The organism is Paenibacillus sp. 7541, from assembly GCF_002276395.1.
GTDB classification, from domain to species: domain Bacteria; phylum Bacillota; class Bacilli; order Paenibacillales; family Paenibacillaceae; genus Paenibacillus_AQ; species Paenibacillus_AQ campinasensis.
On sequence record NZ_NQLZ01000030.1, the window covers coordinates 53,710 to 73,076 of the forward strand.

Here is a 19,367-nt window from a genome sequence, read left to right on the forward strand (position 1 = left end):
AGCGAAGGAAGGAGGCCTGTAGTGAACATTTCCGGCATCGTATTTTTTCTGGCGATCGTGGTCGGCACGCTGATGATGACGTATTACGCGGCTGGCAGGACCACCAGTACCCACGATTTCTATGCGGCAGGCAATCGCCTGAACGGCCTTCAGAACGGGCTGGCGATCTCTGGCGACTATATGAGTGCAGCCTCCTTTCTCGGCATTGCCGGTTCGATTGCGGTGTATGGCTTTGACGGCTTCTTTTATTCGATCGGATTTCTGGCCTCCTATGTGATCGTTCAGTATTGGATCGCCGAACCGCTTCATAATTTGGGCCGGTACACGATGGCTGATGCGGTGGCGGTCCGGTTCCGGGAGCGGCGGCTGCGCGGGCTGATCGCACTGAACAATCTGATGATCACCGTCTTTTATATGATTGCCCAGCTCGTCGGTGCAGGCTGGCTCGTGCATCTCTTGTTCGGACTTGAGACCTCGTGGGCGATTGTGCTGGTGGGGATTCTGATGACGGTGTATGTCACCTTTGGCGGCATGCTGGCCACATCCTGGGTACAGATTGTGAAATCGATTCTACTCGTCAGCAGCACCTTTATTATTAGTCTGATCGTACTGGCCCGGTTCCGGTGGGACTTGCCGGGACTGTTCACAGCCATGCAAGAGGCAACGCCGCTGAAGGAGCGGTTTCTCCAGTCCGGGAACATGTTCGATCATCCGCTCGATATGCTGTCGTTTAATATGGCGCTGGTGCTGGGAACGGCAGGGCTTCCGCATATCATCGCCCGTTTCTATACGGTGCGGGACCCGCTGGCGGTCAGGCTGTCGGTGAAGACAGCTACGCTGACCATCGGCATTTTCTATGCGATGACCATATTCCTCGGGTTCGGGGCAGCCGCCTTTGTGGATTGGTCGGCATTGTCGGAACGGGTGGAGCTGGCGATACCGCTGCTTGCAAGCGCCCTGGGCGGCGAGTTTCTGATGGCGTTTGTGTCGGCGGTGGCTTTTGCCACAATTTTGGCCGTCATTTCGGGCCTGGTGTTAACCGCCTCATCCGCGTTCGCTCACGATGTGTACAGCAGCATATTCCGCGGCGGCCAGGCGAGCGAGAAGCAGCAGATGCGGGTTGCCAAACTGTCTGCCATAGCGGTCGGGCTGGCCTCCATCGTGCTTGCGCTGGGTGCGCAAAAGCTCAACGTGGCGTTCCTGGTCTCGTTTGCCTTTGCAGTTGCCGCCTCCGCCAATCTGCCGGTGCTGTTGTTCACGCTGTTTTGGCCCCGTTTTAATACGGCTGGCGCCATGCTGAGCATCGCCTGCGGCCTCGTAACATCGCTGGCCTTCATTGCGCTCGGCCCGAACGTCATGGACCCGGAATCCGGATGGATCCGGGCCGAGGCGATATTTCCGCTCAAGCATCCCGGCATTGTCTCGATTCCGAGCGGATTTGCCGGCGGTATCATCGGATCGCTGCTGGCGGGGCGAGTCAGCTCGAAGGGACAGTTTGAGGTGATGCAGACGATCGCCCATGTCGGTTCCGTTGACCGAAAGAAGGCTTGAGGCGGGGATAGTGCCGCTAATCAAGCGGGGTTCACGAGCGGGCGGAGAACAGGTCAGGCTCCAGCGATAGAATACGAAGCGGCAGCCTGCAGCAATGCCTTCGGTCACGAAGGGCTGCTGCGAGCTGCCGCTATTAGGTCTGTTGTATTTGAGATCAAGGAGATTATTTAATGCCGATCCGCATGCGGTAGCTAAACATGAGCGGAAGCGTCCGGCCTTGGAAATAGTCCGTGACCAGCGCCTGAAATTGATCCAGCTTCGCATGGATTTCCGGCAGGTTCAGCTTGAAGACGGTCTGAATTCCGCCTTGGCTGACAGCAAGGCCAATATAACGCTCGGCTGTAAAAGGCTCAGTGTGATGGAACACAATTTCCTTGGTGAATCGAAAATGTCCGCTCTCCCGGATATGCTTCAGATGCTCGTCCTTATTGCCTTTATAAGCCTGCTCCGCGGCATCGACATGGCGGTCGATCAATTGCTCGGAGAGCTCGATCAGTTCATGGTAGGCCAGTTCCACCTGCCAGTCCAGACTTGGCGGCCAGTCGCAATCGTAGGCGGCGAAGATGCCTCCCTCACGCAGGACGCGGGCAATTTCTTTCAAGGTGGACACCGGCTCCATCCAGTGGAACGACTGGGAGCAGGTGACAATCTCGGCCGCGCCGTCCGGCAGTTCCAGCTGATTGGAATAGCCGGGAACAAAGGACATCTCGGCCGCTTGAACCTGATCGTCTGTGGGCGCACCTGCCAGCGACATCAGCTTGTCTACCGCTTTGCTCCGCATATCGTCGTTCGGCTCGACCCCGATAATTCGTGCTGCGGTATCTCTCCACACGAAGCTGGACAAGCCGGTACCGCTGCCGATATCAACAACGAGAGAAGGCCTGTGCCCGAGATATTGGGTCAATAGGGTAACGACTTCCTGCGGAGCCTCGGGGCGATGCTGGTCATACGTGTCCTGGAACCCGTTGAAACGCTGCACGTTGCTCAGGCGATTGCCTTCGGGCACGGTTGTGGCGGATGGAACTTTGCTTGTTTCCTCTGTCATTGCAAGGTCATCTCCTTTTGTCTCTGATTCGACTCGCGCATGCATTCACACGGGCTGCCGATGTGTCATCGGCATCGTGGATCATTTGCGGCTTATACGACTATTTATTGAGCGAGCTCCTGATGCGGTTATAACGATCATATCATGCCTGAGCGATGCCAGTCATTGGGCTGGAGATATTCGCGAATAAAGGGCGGTCTAAACGGTTATGGGTAGTATACATAAGGCGCGGGCATGTACAATAGAATCAACATAAGTCGAAGACGTACGGCTGGCGGCAGAGGGTAAATGACGGCGGAGTCCTTAGCGCAGGATGACCGGCACGCATAGCCTGATGCTGAGAAGCGCACAGATCGACAGAGGCCGGGCAACCGAACAACCGGCCATCCGGACATCCGGCAAACCGGCCCGGGCCGCAGGCTCAGATAAGAACAGGAACAGGAAGAGGGAATTACAATGACAGCAACGATGCATAAAGGGATATTTTTTGATGTGGATGATACGTTATACGACCATTTGACTCCGTTTCGGGGGGCTGTGCAGGAGGTGGCCCAGCCTGCAGATTCATTTCCGTATGAAGCGGCATATCACCGGATGCGGTATTATAGCGACCGCTTGTCCGAGGAGCTTGGCGGCGCGGGGGCGGCGGCCTACGGGGAGGCGGTACGAGAGATGCGCGTGCGCCGTTTCCAGCTGGCGCTGGCGGAGTTCGGCATTGCACTGGATGAGAAGCAAGCGGAAGCGGTTCAGCGTGTTTATCATGAGCGCCAATTCCGCATCGAGATGTTTGATGGCGCTCGGGAGCTGCTGCGGACGCTGGTTGAAGCCGGTCATATCATCGGGCTGATTACGAACGGGCCTGAGGCGCATCAGATGAACAAGATCAGGGCGATGAACCTGGGCGATCTTATCCCGCCGGAGCGGCTGTTTGTATCAGGCGCGGTGGGATGGGACAAGCCGGACGCCCGAATCTTCCGGCATGTGAACGAGGCGACAGGAACGCGGCCGGAACACAGTTATTACATTGGCGACTCCTGGCGCAACGATGTGGTTGGCGCGCTGGCCGCAGGATGGCATGTCATCTGGTTCAATCACCGCGGTGTGAAGCCCGAATCGGATCATGAGCCGCATCATGTGGCGGCGAGCTATAAGGAGCTGGGTGAGCTTCTTGCCCGGCTTGGATGCGTATAGGCGTGCACATGGCAGGCGGTCGGTCAACTTGCTCATGCCGTCCTGTAGTGCTGCTGTGCCGCTAGCTTCTATATTCCAATTCATTCAGGCCGATCCTGCATTCAGGACGGTCTGCCAATATCCTGCCTTGTATAAGCCCGCTCCTTCCTTCTGGATTCCCCCGCCCCTGTGCCTGAATGGGCATCCCCTCTACTCCGTATATTGCTTGCGAAACTTCAGCGGTGATATTCCGAAGCGGGCCGAGAAACGCCTGGTGAAATAGGGCGGATATTGAAATCCGACATGCTCGGCGATACGCGATATGGACCACGGAGTGGTCAGCAGCAGCCGCTTGGCTTGATCCAGCCGATACTGGAGCAGAAATTCGGCGGGAGTGATGCCATAGGCTGTCTTCATGCAGCGTGTCAAATAGTTATAGTGATAATGAAGCGCCTCGGATAATCGGGCATTGCTGATCGGCTCTCTGTAATGCCGTTTGATATACGCTTCAATCTGCTCAGCTACCTTGTGAACCCGGGTCTGCTCCTGGTCGATGCGGGATCGGTCCAGCAGCTGCATCAGCTCGATGAACAGCGTCTGCTCCCGCCAAAATGCAGTCGAACGCGGCTCCACCGTCAAGAGCTGCAACGCTTCCAAGAGACGGAATGCCTGCTCCGGGTCGGGCATCCGCCCTTGCTTCGGCAGCTGGATGCTGTGTGCCATCGGGCTGTCTTCACGGCTTGCATCCGGCTCGTGACACTGAAAGTGCAGCCAGTAAAAAGAGGACTCCTCCAGGCATCCCTGCACCGAATAATGATAGGCATCCGGGAGCAGAATGACCATATCGCCAGGCCCCAGCGCCCACTGCTGGCCTTCCTCTCCGAGATAGAGACATCCCTTGTCCACCATGATGAGATCGTATACCCCCAAGTTGCGCCGGCTCGGGTGACTGTCCCCGGGGGCATAGAAGGATCTGCCGGATTCTATATAGAAGGGCAGCGGGAGCGGGGAGAATGTCAGAAGGGAATGATCAGCCATTTGCCATCACCTGACCCTGTGTGAAATTGTATAAAAAACAAGCTCATATCTGTTATCGCTTTCATCTTATCACAAAACGTAAAATGGGAGGAGCAAGGGCTATTATATATCGTTCAAAGGAGTGTTTAATCATGCTCACGATCACGGCACCTTCCAAATCTGTTCCGCTTCAGCAAGTGAAGCTTGATGATCCGTTCTGGTCCCAATATGTGAAGCTGGTGAGAGAAGTTGTCATTCCATACCAATACGAGGCGCTGCACGACCGGATACCGGGGGTTGAGCCGAGCCACGCAATTGCGAATCTTCGGATCGCAGCCGGAAGAGCGCAGGGGGAATTCGGCGGGTTCGTATTCCAGGACAGCGATCTGGCCAAATGGATGGAGGCGGCCGCCTATTCCATCGCCGTACATCCGGATGCTGATCTGGAGAACAAGGTGGACGAAATTATAGATATGATTGAGGAGGCCCAGCAGCCGGACGGCTATTTTAATACGTATTTCACGATTAAAGAGCCGCAGAAGCGCTGGACCAATCTGACCGATTGCCATGAGCTGTACTGTGCAGGGCACCTGATGGAGGCCGCTGTAGCTTATTATCAGGCAACCGGGAAGCGCAAGCTGCTGGATATTGTCTGCCGGTTCGCAGACTATATCGACGCTGTGTTCGGCCCGGAGGAAGGCAAGATTCACGGCTTTGACGGGCATCAGGAAATTGAGCTGGCGCTGGTGAAGCTATATGAAGTGACCGGGGAAGAAAGATATTTGAAATTGAGTCAGTATTTTATCGATCAGCGAGGCACCGAGCCGCACTTCTTCCTTGAGGAATGGGAACGGCGCGGCCGGACATCCTTCTTCTCGCGAACGTCAGCCCCGCCTCACCTGGACTATTACCAAAGCCATATTCCGGTCAGAGAGCAGCGGGAGGCTGTCGGCCACTCGGTTCGAGCGGTGTATATGTATACGGCGATGGCTGATCTGGCGGCCCGCACGAACGATGCGCAGCTGCTTGAGGCTTGTCAGGCGCTATGGCGCAACATTGTCCATAAGCAGATGTATGTTACAGGCGGGATCGGTTCCACCCATCACGGCGAGGCGTTCACCTTCGACTATGATCTGCCTAACGATACCGTCTATTCAGAAACATGCGCCTCCATCGGGCTGATCTTCTTCGCGCGCCGCATGCTGCAGCTGTTCCCGAATTCCGAATATGCCGATGTGATGGAGCGGGCGCTGTACAACACAGTGATCGGAAGCATGGCCAAGGACGGCAGACATTTCTTCTACGTCAATCCGCTCGAGGTATGGCCGGATGCGTCCCGGAAGAACCCTGGCAAGCACCATATTAAGCCGGTTCGGCCAGGCTGGTTCGCCTGCGCATGCTGCCCGCCTAATGTAGCCCGATTGATGTCTTCGCTCGGCGAGTATGTGTACACCTCAAGCTCGGATACGCTATTCACTCACCTGTATATCGGCGGCGAAGCCAACGTGAATTTCGGGGACGTCCCGGTGAAGGTTGTGCAGAACAGCGACTTGCCGTGGGGCAGCAGCGTCAGCATGACCGTCCAGCCTGAACAGGAGACCGAATGGACAATCGCTGTCCGTATTCCGGGCTGGTCGCGCGGCCAAGCGGTCCTGCGGGTGAACGGAGAAGAGATGGATCTGAATGCGGTGGTGAAGGACGGATATGCTTACCTTCGCCGGGTGTGGGCAGATGGCGATACACTGAGTCTGGAGCTGTCCACGGCGGTTCAGGTGCTACGCTCGCATCCTCATCTGCGGGCCAATGCGGGAAAAGTTGCAATCCAGCGGGGACCGATTGTTTATTGCCTGGAGAGCGTCGATCATGGCGCGCCGGTTTCCTCGATATTGCTGGCATCCGAGCCGAATCTGAAGGCACAGTTCCATCCGGATCTTCTGGGCGGTGCGACCGTCATTGAAGGTGAAGGTTGGCTCGAGGAAAGCGATGATTGGAAGGATGATCTATACCGGGCCTCTGCGAAGAAGCTGCGTCCGGTTACGATTAAGGCCATCCCTTATTATCTGTGGGGCAATCGCGGCGAGAATGAAATGGCCGTCTGGATTCGTGAAGCTCCCGCCCTGACCTGACCTGATTCATCATTATAATCTCTAGGCTCCATCATTCCTGCACAACGAACAGCGGGACTTCGTATCCTATCGGTTACGAAGCCCCGCTGTTTTGCCGTCCGGTTCGAGCACGAGCACAATAGACCAGCAGTCGCCCTTCTCCTATCTTTCAGGTCATCCCACAAGCTCATTCGTTCCCTAATGCGAACCTGATCCGCAGCATCATGGCCTGGCCCATCACGTGTGGTCAAGCGCATATGCTGCCGTAACTCGATGACTGCGCCGCTGCATAGCATCTTCTACGGTTCCAGAAGCTTCCGAACGGAGGCTTCAATCTTCTCCGGCGTATCCGTCGGCGCAAAGCGCTGGACGACCTTGCCGCTGCGGTCAATCAGAAATTTGGTGAAATTCCATTTAATCGCCTTGATCCCGAGCGCGCCTGGAGCCTCCTCGGTCAGATGCTTGAACAGGGGGTGAGCATCTGCTCCAAGCACATCGATTCTTGCAAACAGCGGAAAGGAAACGCCAAAATTCAACTTGCAGGCTTCCTCAATCGCCGAGTTATCCTCCAGCTCCTGATTCATGAACTGATTGCTCGGAAAGCCGAGCACGGCAAAGCCTTGATCCCGGTACGTCTGATACAGCTTCTCCAGACCTGTAAACTGAGGGGCGAAACCGCATTTCGTGGCGGTATTGACGATCAGCAGCACCTGTCCTTTGTAGGGCGCCAGCGTTTGCTGCTCTCCCCGGATCGTTGTGACTTCAATGTCGAATAAACTCATCCCTATCATTGCCTCCTTTCACCTTCCTGAGGTGATGTTGTACGCGCCTGTTTCAGACTTCTCTCTGTTTCATCTCTGCTTCGAATCCCGGCTTGTTAGCTTTAGGTTATCCGCTTTCCCAACGGATTGCAAATGGGGATCGCAGCGCATAACAACAAGCCGGATGAGATGTCCGACATAATTTCACCAGGAAAAAATTACATCAAAACATGGACGAAACGGCCGGCTTGTGATAATAGTTAATTGAGGATTTTGTAAAATCCTGACTGAAGTATGAGGAATTAGGGGGACGTCATGAGTCTGAAAAGCCAAATGCTCAAGTCAACGCTGATCAGCGTTTTTGCCTTTATGCTGGTTGTACTGATTGTCCTGATTCCACGGGACTTGAATATGAGAATTGAAGGCTATATCGTTGTAGCCGACCCGGCCTTCAAGTGGAGTCAATTTACGGAGAATGTCTATCAGTTTTTTAGCAACGCGATTGCCAGTGGCAGCCTCGGACCGTCCCGATACCAAGGACAATCTGCGGAGGCGGCCGCTTTCGAAGCCGTGGGGATGAGCCTGCTGGTTATTGTTTCTGCTCTGTTCTTGGGGCTGGTGTTTGGCGTTCTGAAAGGGGTTGCCGATTATAAGCTGTCCAAGACCAAATTCAGCGTGTTCGGGAATTGGACAACCTGGCTCTTCCAGTCGATGCCGGATTTCTTCCTGATGCTGGTGATCCAGTGGTATCTCGTCAAGCATGTCCCGTTCATTCGTTACTTTGCGGTTGAGGGATGGGAGGCTTTTGTCATTCCGGCGCTGCTGGTGTCAATCTATCCCGTCGTTTACATAGCAAGAATTACTTCCAGCTCGCTCGCGGCCCAGGAGGGGAAGCTGTACATTATGCTGGCCAAGGCGAAGGGGCTGAGAGACAGGGTGATTGTCTTCAAGCATATGCTGTTAAACGGCATCGGCCTTATATTGACCCACCTGCCCGGGCTGCTCGTATACATATTGTCGAACCTGTTCATCGTCGAGCTTTACCGCAACTATCCCGGCGCGTCCTGGCGCTTGGTCCAGGCCCTCGACTTTAATGCGTATACAGGGACGGGGCCAGGTTATGAACCAGGGATTATTATCTATATCTGTTTTAGCTTTATGGTGCTGTTTCTGCTGGTGCAGTGGATCAGCCATATGGCTCGTCGTTTTTTGGGACCGCAATAAGGGAGGAAGTATCGTTGAAGAATGTTCCATTGTGGCTAGGCGGATTCTTAATCGCATTTCTTTTATTTGTAGCGTTTATCGGACCTTATCTGCCCATGATTGACATGGAGCTGAATCAGGAGCGGTCGCGCTGGGTTACGGAGGACAAGCTGGCCCTGCCCGCATTCAAACCATCGGCGAAGAACTGGCTTGGCACGGACAAGAACGGTGTGGACAATCTAAGCAAGCTTGTGGTGGCGGCGAAAAGCACTCTGTTCATGGTAACCGCCATTGCGGTCGTTCGCTATTTGATTGGCGTGCCGCTCGGATTGCTGGCGAGGAAGAAGAGAGGTTTCTTCCACAGCCTGGTCTCCTTTATGGAGCAGATATTCTCATTCATGCCGCCGATATTTGCCGCAGCACTGCTGCTGGCTATTCCGTTCTTCCTGTTTACGGAGAACCGGATTGCCTGGGCCATTGTGATCCTTGCAGCTGTTGAGGCAGGCAGGGTGGCAACAACGGTGCAGGAGCAGGCTAATCAGCTGTCCCGGGAACCATTTATGGAAGCGGGCATTGCGCTGGGTCTCACTTCCCGCAAGCTGATGAGGAATTATTATTTGCCAGCGCTGGTTCCGCAGCTGATCGTCAACTTCTGTATGGATATGGGCAAAGCGATGCTGCTTCTGGGTCAGCTGGCGATCATAGGGATCTTCATCTCCCACGAGTGGAAAGAAGTTGAAGAGTACACGATGCAGTTTGTGGAGACCGGGGTGAACTGGGCTACCTTGCTGTCCAGTAACCGCATGGACATCTACCTTGGCAAAATGGAGTTTGTCATCTATCCCGCCGGTGCCATGATGCTGGCTATCATCGCGTTCAACCTGTTCGGCGAGGGGCTGCGCCGTCACTTTCAACTGAAGGGCTGATGGCGGTTTCGCCCTGCCCGGAACGTTCATTCAGGCTGTGCCCAGACGGATACGCTGCCTCCATTTACCGGAAATACAGCATATCCGTCCGGTCCAATTGTGATCTGGTCGCTTCGCGCTTGCGTCAGATCCACCCACACCTCGCCGGCGCGGTGCTCGCCGACATGCATTCGCTTCTCGCCCGCATCTCCGTTCGAGATGACGACTGCGCATCCGGAGCCGTCCATGTCCGGAAACCCCTTGCGCACCCAGCCGATGGTGTTCGGGTGGTCAAAGTAATCGATCTGCTCCCCGTATGCTTTGGACCGGCGGGCGTACAGGAGCGGATCGAGCACCTCCTTTTTGCCGGGAATAGGATGCTCCCCGCCAATCCCGTAGTAATCGCCGTAGAAAACAACCGGATAACCATCCTTCCGCAGCAGAATTAAAGCATAAGCGCTGGGCTTGAACCCGTCTTGAACCCAGGACTCCAGCGACTCCTGGGGCTGGGAGTCATGGTTGTCCACGAACGTGACGGCATGCAGCGGATGGGACTGCACCAGCGTGTCATCCAATATCGTGCGAAGATCGAATGCCCTTCCGCCCTGGGAGGCAGCTTGCAGCTTGTAATGCAGCGATACATCGAACAGATCGATTTTGTAATCTACCGTATCGAGGAAGTCCCGACAGTCCGCAAGGTCCGGATTCCAGAACTCTCCGAAGATATAGAAGTCCTCCCCGCGCTTTTTCTGCATCTCCACGGCAAATTGTTTAATGAAATCATGGTTGATATGCTTGATTGCATCCAGCCGGTAACCGCTGCACTGAATTGTATCGACCAGCCACTTGCCCCATTCAATCATCTCCTTGCGCACATCGGGATGCTCGTAATCCAGATTGGCGAACATGAGATAATCATAGTTGCCAAACTCATGATCCACCTTGTCATCCCAGCCCTTATGCTCCCCAACCATTCTATATATCCCGCTCTGCTGCCGAGATGCGTCATAGTCGGTGCCGTTAAAATGCTGAAAGTTCCATTTGAAGCTTGAATATTGATCCCCTCGACCGGGAAATGTGAACTTGGTCCATCCTTCAATCTCAAAGGGCTCGGATATGACCTTGTTGCGGTCCATCGCATCCACCTGGACAACCTGAAACCGCTCGGTTTCATCCGCGCCTGCCTTATGATTCATGACGAGGTCAACATAGCAGGCAACGCCGTGTTGCTGACAAGCGGCAATGGCGTCTACAAGCTCCTGCTTTGTCCCGTATTTCGTTCGGACTGAGCCTTTCTGGTCGAATTCCCCCAGATCATATAGATCATATACGCCATAGCCGTTATCTTCTGCAGAGAGGGCTTTGGTCACCGGCGGGAGCCAGACAGCGTCGATGCCGAGTTTGCTCAGTTCCGGAGCCAGTTCGCGGAGCCGGTTCCAATGTGAACCGTCCGCAGGCAGATGCCACTCAAAAAATTGCATCATCGTATGATTTTGATTCATCATGCAGCGCCTCCTAACAGTTCCATTTTGTCCGAAAAAAAGCCGAAACAGACTATAAGCACCCAAGACCTTTAATAACAACACACCTTAAACAATATTTCTGTCTCTTCGATGATTACAATGCGCGGGAGTCGTTAAAAATAGTACTGTTGCTTAACTGAATCTGCAAAAATTTAGAATAGAAGGAGGATCAGACGATGAAAACATGGAATACGATTGCGCTGCTGCTGCTCATTATCGGGGGCATCAACTGGCTGCTTGTAGGGTTGTTTCAATATGACCTTGTTGCAGGCATATTTGGCGGACAAACTTCAGGAGCCTCCCGTGTGATTTATACCTTGGTCGGTTTGTCCGCATTGTATTGTATTCGGCTCTTCGGATATGTAAGTAATGATGACAGATCTGCCGCCAGATAAGTCAATATATCTAACTCCAAATGTAACAAAATGAAAATTGCATGGATTACAGAAAGTTTACATGAAGAAAGGCCGTTTCCTTGAAAGGAAGCGGCCTTTCGGCATTTTCTTCGCATTGTCATTTCCGTAAGTGCCGATTAATACTAGTCAAATTCAACATATTCAACTAAAATGAACCATGTTAAAAGTGTAAAATCAGCGTAAAATACGATCTTAAAAACAACATATTTACGGATATGCCCGTCAGCTTCTAGAATAAACCCAACAGCCGCGCTGGACGCATTGATGATATGTAAATGATAAATTACATGACATAATATGATGTGTTCCAACGATGAAGCTGATTCCCTTAAAGAGAACGGAGACAAGAGACAACAGGCATAATCAAGGGAGAACTTGAAGGAAAGGGGGAGACAATGCCGCTCCGATTGTTCTTTATAGCCGTTTAGCTGTGAAGCGCATCATGCATGGCTTTCAGCAGCGTGCGCGTCTGATCACAGCTGTACTCCCAGAACATGATCCCTGCAAGGCCCTGATCCTGGATGTACTTGCACTTGTGGGCAAGAGATTCGGCATCATCATACGTAATGAAGCTGCTTCCATTAAATAAATAAGGAGCTTTGGCTTCATCGTCCCAGTACCTGGTGTACTCCGGATTGTTGAAGTAATCGGCAGCAAGCTGCGTATAGGTGGGCCCATATCCGCCCGGGCCAGGTGTCATCTGCAGGAGACCGTGATTGCGATCAGGGACATCCTTCCACATCCGGGAGTAGAATGCGGCACCGATGACAATTTTGTTCAGGGGCACACCCGCCTGGGTGAACAAGCGTACGGATTGATCGCTACTAATCCGGAACAAGTCGCCGGTAGAGGTGTACAGATTCGTATGATGCCCTGTCAGTGTCTGAAAGCCGCCGCGCATATCGTAGGTCATGAGCTGGACGAAATCGAGATAAGGGGCCACGCGATCCATTTCGGTACCATCAAGGTAATATTGATCGGCGCCGGCTGCGATGGTCAGCAAGTAATGCCGATGGCCTCTGCCGTACTGGTCCAGAGTGTCCCGCAGTTCTTGCAGGAGCAGCGTGAAATTCTCCTTGTCCTTCGGGGAGGCGGCAATGTTGGCCACCGCATAAGTCGGGTACTCCCAATCGAGATCTATGCCATCAAACGGATAACTTCTCAGGATCTCGATCGCGGACTCGCAGAAGCGTCTTCTGCCTTCGGCCGTCATGGCCGCTTCAGAGAAACCGCCGGCACCCCAGCCGCCTACGGACAGCAGAATGGTCAACTCGGCGTTGATCGACTTCAGACGAAGCAGTTCGCTTGCCGTTTCAGGATAAGGATACGTAATGGCTGCGTTCTGGACGTGACCAAACGCAACGTTCACATGGGTGAGGCGCTTCGCATCGTCGGCCGTAACCTCCGGCAGTGCATTTCTGCCTACATATCCGGCCAGAATTTTTGTAACCTTGGTCATGGATCATTACCCCTTTCATCAAATCGAAGTGAAATGCATTTTTCCAAGAGTAAGTCCAGTTCCAGCATATGTCAACCCATGCACCAGAAGAGAAACAGATTTCACTGCCCTGGCTGGAAGCGGACAAACGGCTTATACCCAATTCGTTATAAAAGCGCTATCATTTTAGAAAATCAGCCTAGACGATATCACTGCAAAAGGAGGGGAAGTGATGCAGCAAGATGTTCAAGCCGCCTTGCCAAACAGCATACCGGACCCGTCGGTTCCGGTTCAGAAGAAGAGGACGTTGTGGCGTAGAATCACCCGGAACTGGGAGCTGTATCTGTTCATCGCGCCAGCATTTTTCTACTTTCTGATCTTTCATTACGGCCCGATGTACGGGATCCAGATCGCTTTTAAAAACTTCATCCCTACGATGGGCATCACCGGAAGTCCCTGGGTTGGATTCGAACACTTTGTGCGTTTTTTCGACTCCTATTATTTCTGGGATTTGCTTTGGAACACCCTTAGCATCAGCTTGTATGAGCTTGCCGTCGGATTCCCGCTGCCCATTATTCTGGCGCTTGCCTTCAATGAGGTGAAGGATTCCTTCTTCAAGCGTACCGTGCAGACCGTCACCTACGCGCCGCACTTTATCTCGGTCGTTGTCATGTCCGGTATGATCATTACCTTTTTGTCGCCATCTTCAGGCATTATTGTGCATATGATTCAGTTTCTCGGCTTTGACGCTCCCCAGTTTCTGACCGATCCGGCCTGGTTCAAGACAGTGTATGTACTGTCCGGCGTGTGGCAGAGCACGGGATGGGGGACGATTATCTACCTGGCCGCATTATCGGCGGTCGATCCGCAGCTTCACGAAGCTGCCATCGTGGACGGCGCCAGCCGCTGGAGACGCATTATGCATATTAACATTCCGGCGATTGTACCGACCATTACCATTTTGCTGATTCTGAACATGGGCAGCATTCTCGGTGTAGGATTCGAGAAGATCCTGCTGTTGCAGAACCCGCTGAATATGGAGGCTTCCGATGTGATCTCCACCTTCGTCTACCGATCGGGATTGCTGGATGCGCAGTACAGCTTCTCTACCGCTGTCGGATTGTTCAACTCGGTGGTGAATGCGATTCTGCTCATCGTTGTCAACCAAATAGCCCGCCGGACAAGCGAAAACAGTCTGTGGTAGAAGGAGAAGGAGGGAGAAATCAATATGCCATCTGCAGTGAAAGAAAGCAGAGGAGATCGCTGGTTCCTGCTGTTTAACTACATGTATCTCCTATTTGCACTGGTCATTGTTCTGTATCCGCTGGTGTATATCATCAGCGCCTCAATCAGTGATCCGAGGTATGTCAGCTCAGGTGAAATGTGGCTTTTGCCCAAAGGCATTACGTTTGAAGGCTACGCCCGCGTATTCGAGAATTCGAAGATCTGGACGGGATACAAGAACACCATTATCTATGCGCTGGTCGGGACGGCCGTGAACCTGCTGGTGACGATGCCGGCGGCCTATGCGCTAAGCCGGAAGGACTTTGTCGGTCGGGGATTCTTCATGGGCATGTTCCTGGTGACGATGTTCTTCGGCGGAGGGCTTGTTCCAAGCTACCTGCTGGTGAAGGATCTGGGCATGGTCAACAGCATGTGGGCGCTTATTCTTCCCGGTGCTGCTTCGATCTGGAACATCATCGTGGCCCGTACGTTCTTCCAGTCGACGATTCCTAGAGAGCTGCAGGAAGCGGCTCATATTGACGGATGTACGAACCTCAGACTGTTTATGAAAATCGTGCTTCCGCTCTCGCTTCCCATCATCGCGGTGATGGCTCTATTCTATGGCGTCGGTCACTGGAACAGCTACTTCAGTGCCATGATCTATCTCAATGAGGAAGCGAAATATCCGCTTCAGATGATTCTGCGACAAATCCTGGTTCTGCAGGAGATGGGCTCGGAGATGACCGGACCGGTCAGCGGAGAGGTGGCACAGGCACTGGCGAACAAGGCCGATGTCGCTGCGCTGGTCAAATATGCGGTCATCATCGTATCCACCCTGCCGGTCATTGCGGTATATCCGTTCCTGCAGCGTTATTTTGTACAGGGCGTGATGATCGGTTCGGTTAAAGGTTAACATCGCGCTGGCCATTCTTCACCTCGGTCAGACCGCGATGAAATAAATGAACATCACAAAAGGGAGGCTCTTATTATGCGAGGTTTAAAAAGAAAATGGGCAATTATTCTTACGTTTTCGATGCTCTTCTCGGTCTTGGCAGCTTGTGCTTCTTCTTCCCCTTCTACATCCGAACAGCCTGAAGCAGGCAGTGCAACGGGCAGCAATGTGAACAAGGAAGGGTTCCCGATTGTGAATGAGCCCATCACCTTAACGATGATGGCGAAGGATGCCGGGATGAAGAACTGGAATGAAATGCCGGTTATTCAAGAGATGGAGAAGCTGACCGGAATCAAGTTTGATTTCCGGAACGCACCGCTCGACAGCTTTGATACGAAGAAAAACCTCGTATTTGCAAGTGGCGACTACCCGGATGTCTTCTACGCCGCAGAGCTTACTCAAGACGAGGAAGTCCGGTATGGAGGTCAAGGGGTGCTGATTCCTCTGGAAGACCTGATTGACGAATACGCACCGAATATTAAAAAGATACTCGATGAAAATCCGGAGATCCGCAAGTCGATCACAACCCCGGACGGGCATATTTATTCCCTGCCTCGCATCGACTTGTCCGCCGTATGGTATCGCGGTCCGATGTGGTATAACGGCGAATTCCTGAAAGCTCTGAACATGGACAAAATTCCGGAAACGACCGAAGAGCTCTACACGTATCTGAAACGCGTGAAGGAAGAAGATCCGAACGGCAACGGTCAGGCAGACGAAATTCCGTTCTCTTCCGTCAAACTGGATGATGTGCGAATGTTTATGCTGGGCTGGTGGGGCATTTACGGCGAGGTCATTTACGCAGACAAAAACCACAAAGTGAATTACACGCCGATGCAGGAAGGCTATAAAGGCTATCTGACATTCCTGAACCGGCTCTGGAACGACGGGTTGATGGATAAGGAAACGTTCTCCCAAACGGACGATCAGAAGAAATCCAAAGGGAAAAACAATCAGCTGGCCATCTTCTCAGACTTCCATCCGTACTTTACGCTTGGCGGGGATCCGAACCCTGAAGATGAAATGATGAAGCCACTGAAGAGTGAAATCGCAGATTCACCGGTATATGGCAAGCATCCTGGACTGTCCAGAGGCGCATTTGCCATTACAAATTCCAACAAGGCACCAGAAGCGACTATGCGCTGGATCGACTATCTGTACAGCTATGAAGGCGCCGTGCTGTTCGATCTGGGACCTGAAGGGATGCTGTGGAAATACACAGACAAGGACAACCGCGTGAAAGAAACCGTCCCAGTGGAGGGAGACCGCGAGGAATTCCGCGCGACGCTAACGCCGAACTATGGCATCGTGACACCGGGCATCGTGAACAATGATGTACAGAAGGGTCTGAAGACCGACTATGACGAGTTCCTGATCAAAGAAAATGAAGAGAAACTGCTGCCTTATGCGAAAGTTCCTTATCCGCTTGTATATCTGACTGCAGAGGAGACGGAGGAGATCAGCAAGCTTCGTTCCGATCTTGACACCTATGTTAAACAGATGGAGGCTAAATTCGTAATTGGCCAAGAGCCGCTGACGAACTGGGATGCCTACGTCGAGCAGATCAAGAAGATGGGCGGGGAGCGCATCGAGGAAATTTATCAGGCTGCCTACGATCGCTGGAACCAAAACCAATAAACTAAAATGGGTGATCTAAAAAAGCAACTCCCCCTTGAACCGGGGAGTTGCTTCCTATATATCGATATTCCGATATGAGCAGTGAGCAGCTCGGATAAGGACTAGTCCTCTTCATCATCGGCAAGCTCGGCCGCGCCGCTGTTCCCGTACTGCTTGCGGTACTGTCCCGGCGTACAGCCCATCTCTTTCTTGAACTTGCGGATGAAGTTCGGTGTATCCAGATAACCGACCCGGGTGATGATGTCCTTGAGCGGATCGCTGGTCTGAATCAGCTGGCGGATCACCTCGTCCATTCGCTTCTGCCATATATATTGCGAGAAATTGGTGCCTACCTTCTCTTTGAAGGAACGGCTGAAATAGGATGCCGAGATGGAGAATTTGGCTGAGATGGTGCCCAGGCTCAGCGTATAATCAGTGAAGTTCTCGTCGATGTAAGCGATGATTTTGTTGAGTAGGGTGTTCTCCTCGTATACGCTTTTTCGCTCGACATGATCACAGATTTCAGCGGCAAGCACATTCAGCTTCTTCTCCAGCTCCTCGAGAGAATCGAAGGAGGTCAGCTGAGGGAGCTGCTTCACCACATGATGAATGCCAAGCTCCGAGGCCATCTTCAGCATCGTATTCATAATGTCAAAGCAGATGCACCGCAGCAGCGCCACCGGGATCTTCTCGGTCTTGAGGCTGGCGATCGCCGTGTGAATCGTCTGCGCGGCAACCTTGTAGCTGCCCTGCTTCAGGCTCTGGTTGAGCTTCAGCAGCAGATCCTTCGGTATCCAGAAGGCAGGGTCCTGCACCTCGGATAATTTATCGAAGAAGCCGGTGCTTTCCTGGTTGTTCAGCATGCAGAAATCAAGTGCCGACGAGGCTTCGATATAGGATTGATGCAATTGCTCGGGACTGGTGTAGGCTGTCCCTACCCCGATCGCGAGAGGGACCGGCGAGTTGCTTCGTATTCTCGACCGCACGGCTTCCACGATCTGAACTCTGCGCTCGTACAATACGCTCGGGTCTTCGTTATCGGCGTCAAAGCCGATGATCAAGGCCAGCTGCTCCGGCTGGGGAAGCTCGACGCCATAGGCAGAAGCGGCATGCTCAGGAATGCTGATATCGGTAAAGAGCGGCACGATAGACGGTACAGGCTCCTCTTGCAGTTCGGCATCATGCGGTTCGGCCTTGGCTGTCTGGTCCCAGCTAATATGTATGACAAAATAATGCGAGTGCGGGAACCGGATGCCGAGCATGCTCTGCACCTCGGCCGTATAATCCCGGGAATGGCCGTATTTGAGCAGCATCAGCAAGTACTGGTTCCGGGCATAAGGCTCCTGAATATCGATGCGCTTGATGTAATTGTGCAGTGTTTTTTTGATCCAATCCAGCTCGTTGCTGGCCGGAGGCTCGGAAGATCGCTCGGTAAGGGTTTTCAATTTCACGATCTCCATTAGATCTGATATCGGGTGATACTGCCGTCTTGCGAGCAGGATCGCGATCAGTGTCCCCATCACCACAACCACCGAGAATACGAGCAGAATGAAGGTGCGGATATGGAGAATGCGCTCCTGGAACTGCTTCCTTGGCATCGCAGTCACGTAGGTCCAGCCGTTGTCTTCGGACTTGACGGAAACGACCGAGTGCTGCTCCTGATTCAGCGTAATGCTGTGAATGCCGGAAGTGAGCTGGTAGAGGGCATTCACCTCATCCGGGGTAACCGGCTCGCCGTGGCGGTTGGCAGCAAGCACATGGCCGTTGTCATCAAAGATGTAGGTCATCCCCTGGTAGTCGGTCAGAATGGAGTCGATCAGTCCGGTCAAGCTGGACTCGGGAATGAGATACATGACCGTGCCATGAGGATAAGGCTTGTTCGGTGTAATGGGCACGAGATACGCCATGAGCGATTGCTGCAGCTGCCCGTTGCGGTCTACGAGCTCTGATGGCCGCATGGTCGGGAAACGCACGTTGTTCAGATCGTTGATGAAGTCTTCTTTTTTCCAGCTGTGGAATTTGTAGCGGCCAAGAAACACCGACAAATCCTCCAGGCCCTTCGCCGAATAAATAAGGTCTTCCCCACGGAAATAAAGAAACAGCTCGTTGATGATGGAACTGGTAGCCTTGTACTTCTCCAGCGTACTGATCGCATCGCGGCTGTAGTAGGGATGATGCACGAGATAGGGTGTGAGCTGGCCATCGTAGGCAATCCGGGAGGCAATTTCGTGCAGTTCCTTCATGCGCTCGTCGATGACGGTCATCGCTTGCGTAAGCTGATTTACATTAGTGTGTTCGATTTCGGAGCGGAGGGTGTCAGTCGCATTCTGGTAGATAATAAACGTCAATATAACAAGAGGTATAAGGAAAATGGAGATGTAGGATAGCGTGTATTTCAGGAGTAGCTTGGATTTAAAGTGATTCCACTTCATCTTCATGT

Annotated in this window: 15 protein-coding genes; 9 read left to right on the plus strand and 6 right to left on the minus strand. The window is 53.0% G+C overall.

Going from position 1 to position 19,367, the window contains the following annotated elements; genetic code table 11:
• Window positions 1-21: 21 nt before the first annotated feature.
• Window positions 22-1,551, plus strand: a complete 1,530-nt coding sequence (locus CHH75_RS18385) for a solute symporter family protein (protein WP_095265042.1) — start codon at window positions 22-24, stop codon at window positions 1,549-1,551.
• Between the two features lie 163 nt (window positions 1,552-1,714).
• Here CHH75_RS18385 and CHH75_RS18390 read toward each other — a convergent pair whose 3' ends face one another.
• Complete coding sequence (locus CHH75_RS18390; protein WP_095398871.1) at window positions 1,715-2,596, minus strand: class I SAM-dependent methyltransferase; 882 nt, start codon at window positions 2,594-2,596, stop codon at window positions 1,715-1,717.
• Window positions 2,597-3,052: 456 nt separating this feature from the next.
• On the opposite strand from CHH75_RS18390, the gene CHH75_RS18395 reads away from it, so the two are divergent.
• The gene (locus CHH75_RS18395; RefSeq protein ID WP_095265040.1) at window positions 3,053-3,787 is read left to right on the plus strand and encodes an HAD family hydrolase; all 735 of its coding nucleotides are present in this window, start codon (window positions 3,053-3,055) and stop codon (window positions 3,785-3,787) included.
• Between the two features lie 189 nt (window positions 3,788-3,976).
• Here the strand turns inward: CHH75_RS18395 and CHH75_RS18400 are convergent, their stop codons facing one another.
• Window positions 3,977-4,804 (minus strand): helix-turn-helix transcriptional regulator, encoded by an 828-nt coding sequence (locus CHH75_RS18400; protein WP_095265039.1) that lies wholly within the window; start codon window positions 4,802-4,804, stop codon window positions 3,977-3,979.
• A 131-nt stretch (window positions 4,805-4,935) separates the two neighbouring features.
• Here CHH75_RS18400 and CHH75_RS18405 point away from each other — a divergent pair, with 131 nt between their 5' ends.
• A complete protein-coding gene (locus CHH75_RS18405) occupies window positions 4,936-6,909 on the plus strand; it encodes a glycoside hydrolase family 127 protein (RefSeq protein WP_095265038.1) in 1,974 nt (657 codons plus the stop codon).
• A 278-nt stretch (window positions 6,910-7,187) separates the two neighbouring features.
• Here CHH75_RS18405 and CHH75_RS18410 read toward each other — a convergent pair whose 3' ends face one another.
• Complete coding sequence (locus CHH75_RS18410; RefSeq protein ID WP_095265037.1) at window positions 7,188-7,670, minus strand: glutathione peroxidase; 483 nt, start codon at window positions 7,668-7,670, stop codon at window positions 7,188-7,190.
• A gap of 294 nt (window positions 7,671-7,964) precedes the next feature.
• Here CHH75_RS18410 and CHH75_RS18415 point away from each other — a divergent pair, with 294 nt between their 5' ends.
• Complete coding sequence (locus CHH75_RS18415; RefSeq protein ID WP_095265036.1) at window positions 7,965-8,873, plus strand: ABC transporter permease subunit; 909 nt, start codon at window positions 7,965-7,967, stop codon at window positions 8,871-8,873.
• A gap of 14 nt (window positions 8,874-8,887) precedes the next feature.
• Window positions 8,888-9,778, plus strand: coding sequence for an ABC transporter permease (locus tag CHH75_RS18420; RefSeq protein WP_095265035.1), 891 nt, complete (start codon window positions 8,888-8,890; stop codon window positions 9,776-9,778).
• A 26-nt stretch (window positions 9,779-9,804) separates the two neighbouring features.
• On the opposite strand, the gene CHH75_RS18425 is transcribed toward CHH75_RS18420, so the two are convergent.
• Window positions 9,805-11,259: an alpha-amylase gene (locus tag CHH75_RS18425; RefSeq protein ID WP_095398895.1), complete on the minus strand. Its 1,455-nt coding sequence runs from the start codon at window positions 11,257-11,259 to the stop codon at window positions 9,805-9,807.
• A 197-nt stretch (window positions 11,260-11,456) separates the two neighbouring features.
• Between CHH75_RS18425 and CHH75_RS18430 the strand changes: the two genes are divergently transcribed.
• On the plus strand, window positions 11,457-11,675 hold the full coding sequence (locus tag CHH75_RS18430; RefSeq protein WP_095265034.1) for a DUF378 domain-containing protein: 219 nt from the start codon (window positions 11,457-11,459) through the stop codon (window positions 11,673-11,675).
• Window positions 11,676-12,120: 445 nt separating this feature from the next.
• Here CHH75_RS18430 and CHH75_RS18435 read toward each other — a convergent pair whose 3' ends face one another.
• Window positions 12,121-13,155 carry a glycoside hydrolase family 18 protein gene (locus tag CHH75_RS18435; RefSeq protein WP_095398872.1) on the minus strand — a complete coding sequence of 345 codons (1,035 nt, stop codon included), beginning with the start codon at window positions 13,153-13,155 and terminating at the stop codon, window positions 12,121-12,123.
• A gap of 211 nt (window positions 13,156-13,366) precedes the next feature.
• Here CHH75_RS18435 and CHH75_RS18440 point away from each other — a divergent pair, with 211 nt between their 5' ends.
• The 3 genes from CHH75_RS18440 (at window position 13,367) to CHH75_RS18450 (ending at window position 16,948) form a co-directional block, all read left to right on the plus strand.
• The gene (locus CHH75_RS18440) at window positions 13,367-14,338 is read left to right on the plus strand and encodes an ABC transporter permease (protein WP_095398873.1); all 972 of its coding nucleotides are present in this window, start codon (window positions 13,367-13,369) and stop codon (window positions 14,336-14,338) included.
• A gap of 24 nt (window positions 14,339-14,362) precedes the next feature.
• On the plus strand, window positions 14,363-15,271 hold the full coding sequence (locus CHH75_RS18445) for a carbohydrate ABC transporter permease (protein ID WP_095265031.1): 909 nt from the start codon (window positions 14,363-14,365) through the stop codon (window positions 15,269-15,271).
• A gap of 75 nt (window positions 15,272-15,346) precedes the next feature.
• Complete coding sequence (locus CHH75_RS18450; RefSeq protein ID WP_095398874.1) at window positions 15,347-16,948, plus strand: extracellular solute-binding protein; 1,602 nt, start codon at window positions 15,347-15,349, stop codon at window positions 16,946-16,948.
• Between the two features lie 101 nt (window positions 16,949-17,049).
• Here CHH75_RS18450 and CHH75_RS18455 read toward each other — a convergent pair whose 3' ends face one another.
• Entirely contained in the window at window positions 17,050-19,359 is a 2,310-nt protein-coding gene (locus CHH75_RS18455; protein WP_095398896.1) for a helix-turn-helix domain-containing protein, read from the minus strand.
• Window positions 19,360-19,367: the final 8 nt, after the last annotated feature.

What these genes read in the sequence shown, in the direction of transcription:
- CHH75_RS18390 (WP_095398871.1), bottom strand. Translation starts at nt 2,596, where the DNA reads ATGACAGAGGAAACAAGCAAAGTTCCATCCGCCACAACCGTGCCCGAA.
- CHH75_RS18455 (WP_095398896.1), bottom strand. Translation starts at nt 19,359, where the DNA reads ATGAAGTGGAATCACTTTAAATCCAAGCTACTCCTGAAATACACGCTA.
- CHH75_RS18440 (WP_095398873.1), top strand. Translation starts at nt 13,367, where the DNA reads ATGCAGCAAGATGTTCAAGCCGCCTTGCCAAACAGCATACCGGACCCG.
- CHH75_RS18395 (WP_095265040.1), top strand. Translation starts at nt 3,053, where the DNA reads ATGACAGCAACGATGCATAAAGGGATATTTTTTGATGTGGATGATACG.
- CHH75_RS18405 (WP_095265038.1), top strand. Translation starts at nt 4,936, where the DNA reads ATGCTCACGATCACGGCACCTTCCAAATCTGTTCCGCTTCAGCAAGTG.
- CHH75_RS18445 (WP_095265031.1), top strand. Translation starts at nt 14,363, where the DNA reads ATGCCATCTGCAGTGAAAGAAAGCAGAGGAGATCGCTGGTTCCTGCTG.
- CHH75_RS18425 (WP_095398895.1), bottom strand. Translation starts at nt 11,259, where the DNA reads ATGAATCAAAATCATACGATGATGCAATTTTTTGAGTGGCATCTGCCT.
- CHH75_RS18430 (WP_095265034.1), top strand. Translation starts at nt 11,457, where the DNA reads ATGAAAACATGGAATACGATTGCGCTGCTGCTGCTCATTATCGGGGGC.
- CHH75_RS18415 (WP_095265036.1), top strand. Translation starts at nt 7,965, where the DNA reads ATGAGTCTGAAAAGCCAAATGCTCAAGTCAACGCTGATCAGCGTTTTT.
- CHH75_RS18400 (WP_095265039.1), bottom strand. Translation starts at nt 4,804, where the DNA reads ATGGCTGATCATTCCCTTCTGACATTCTCCCCGCTCCCGCTGCCCTTC.
- CHH75_RS18450 (WP_095398874.1), top strand. Translation starts at nt 15,347, where the DNA reads ATGCGAGGTTTAAAAAGAAAATGGGCAATTATTCTTACGTTTTCGATG.
- CHH75_RS18435 (WP_095398872.1), bottom strand. Translation starts at nt 13,155, where the DNA reads ATGACCAAGGTTACAAAAATTCTGGCCGGATATGTAGGCAGAAATGCA.
- CHH75_RS18410 (WP_095265037.1), bottom strand. Translation starts at nt 7,670, where the DNA reads ATGAGTTTATTCGACATTGAAGTCACAACGATCCGGGGAGAGCAGCAA.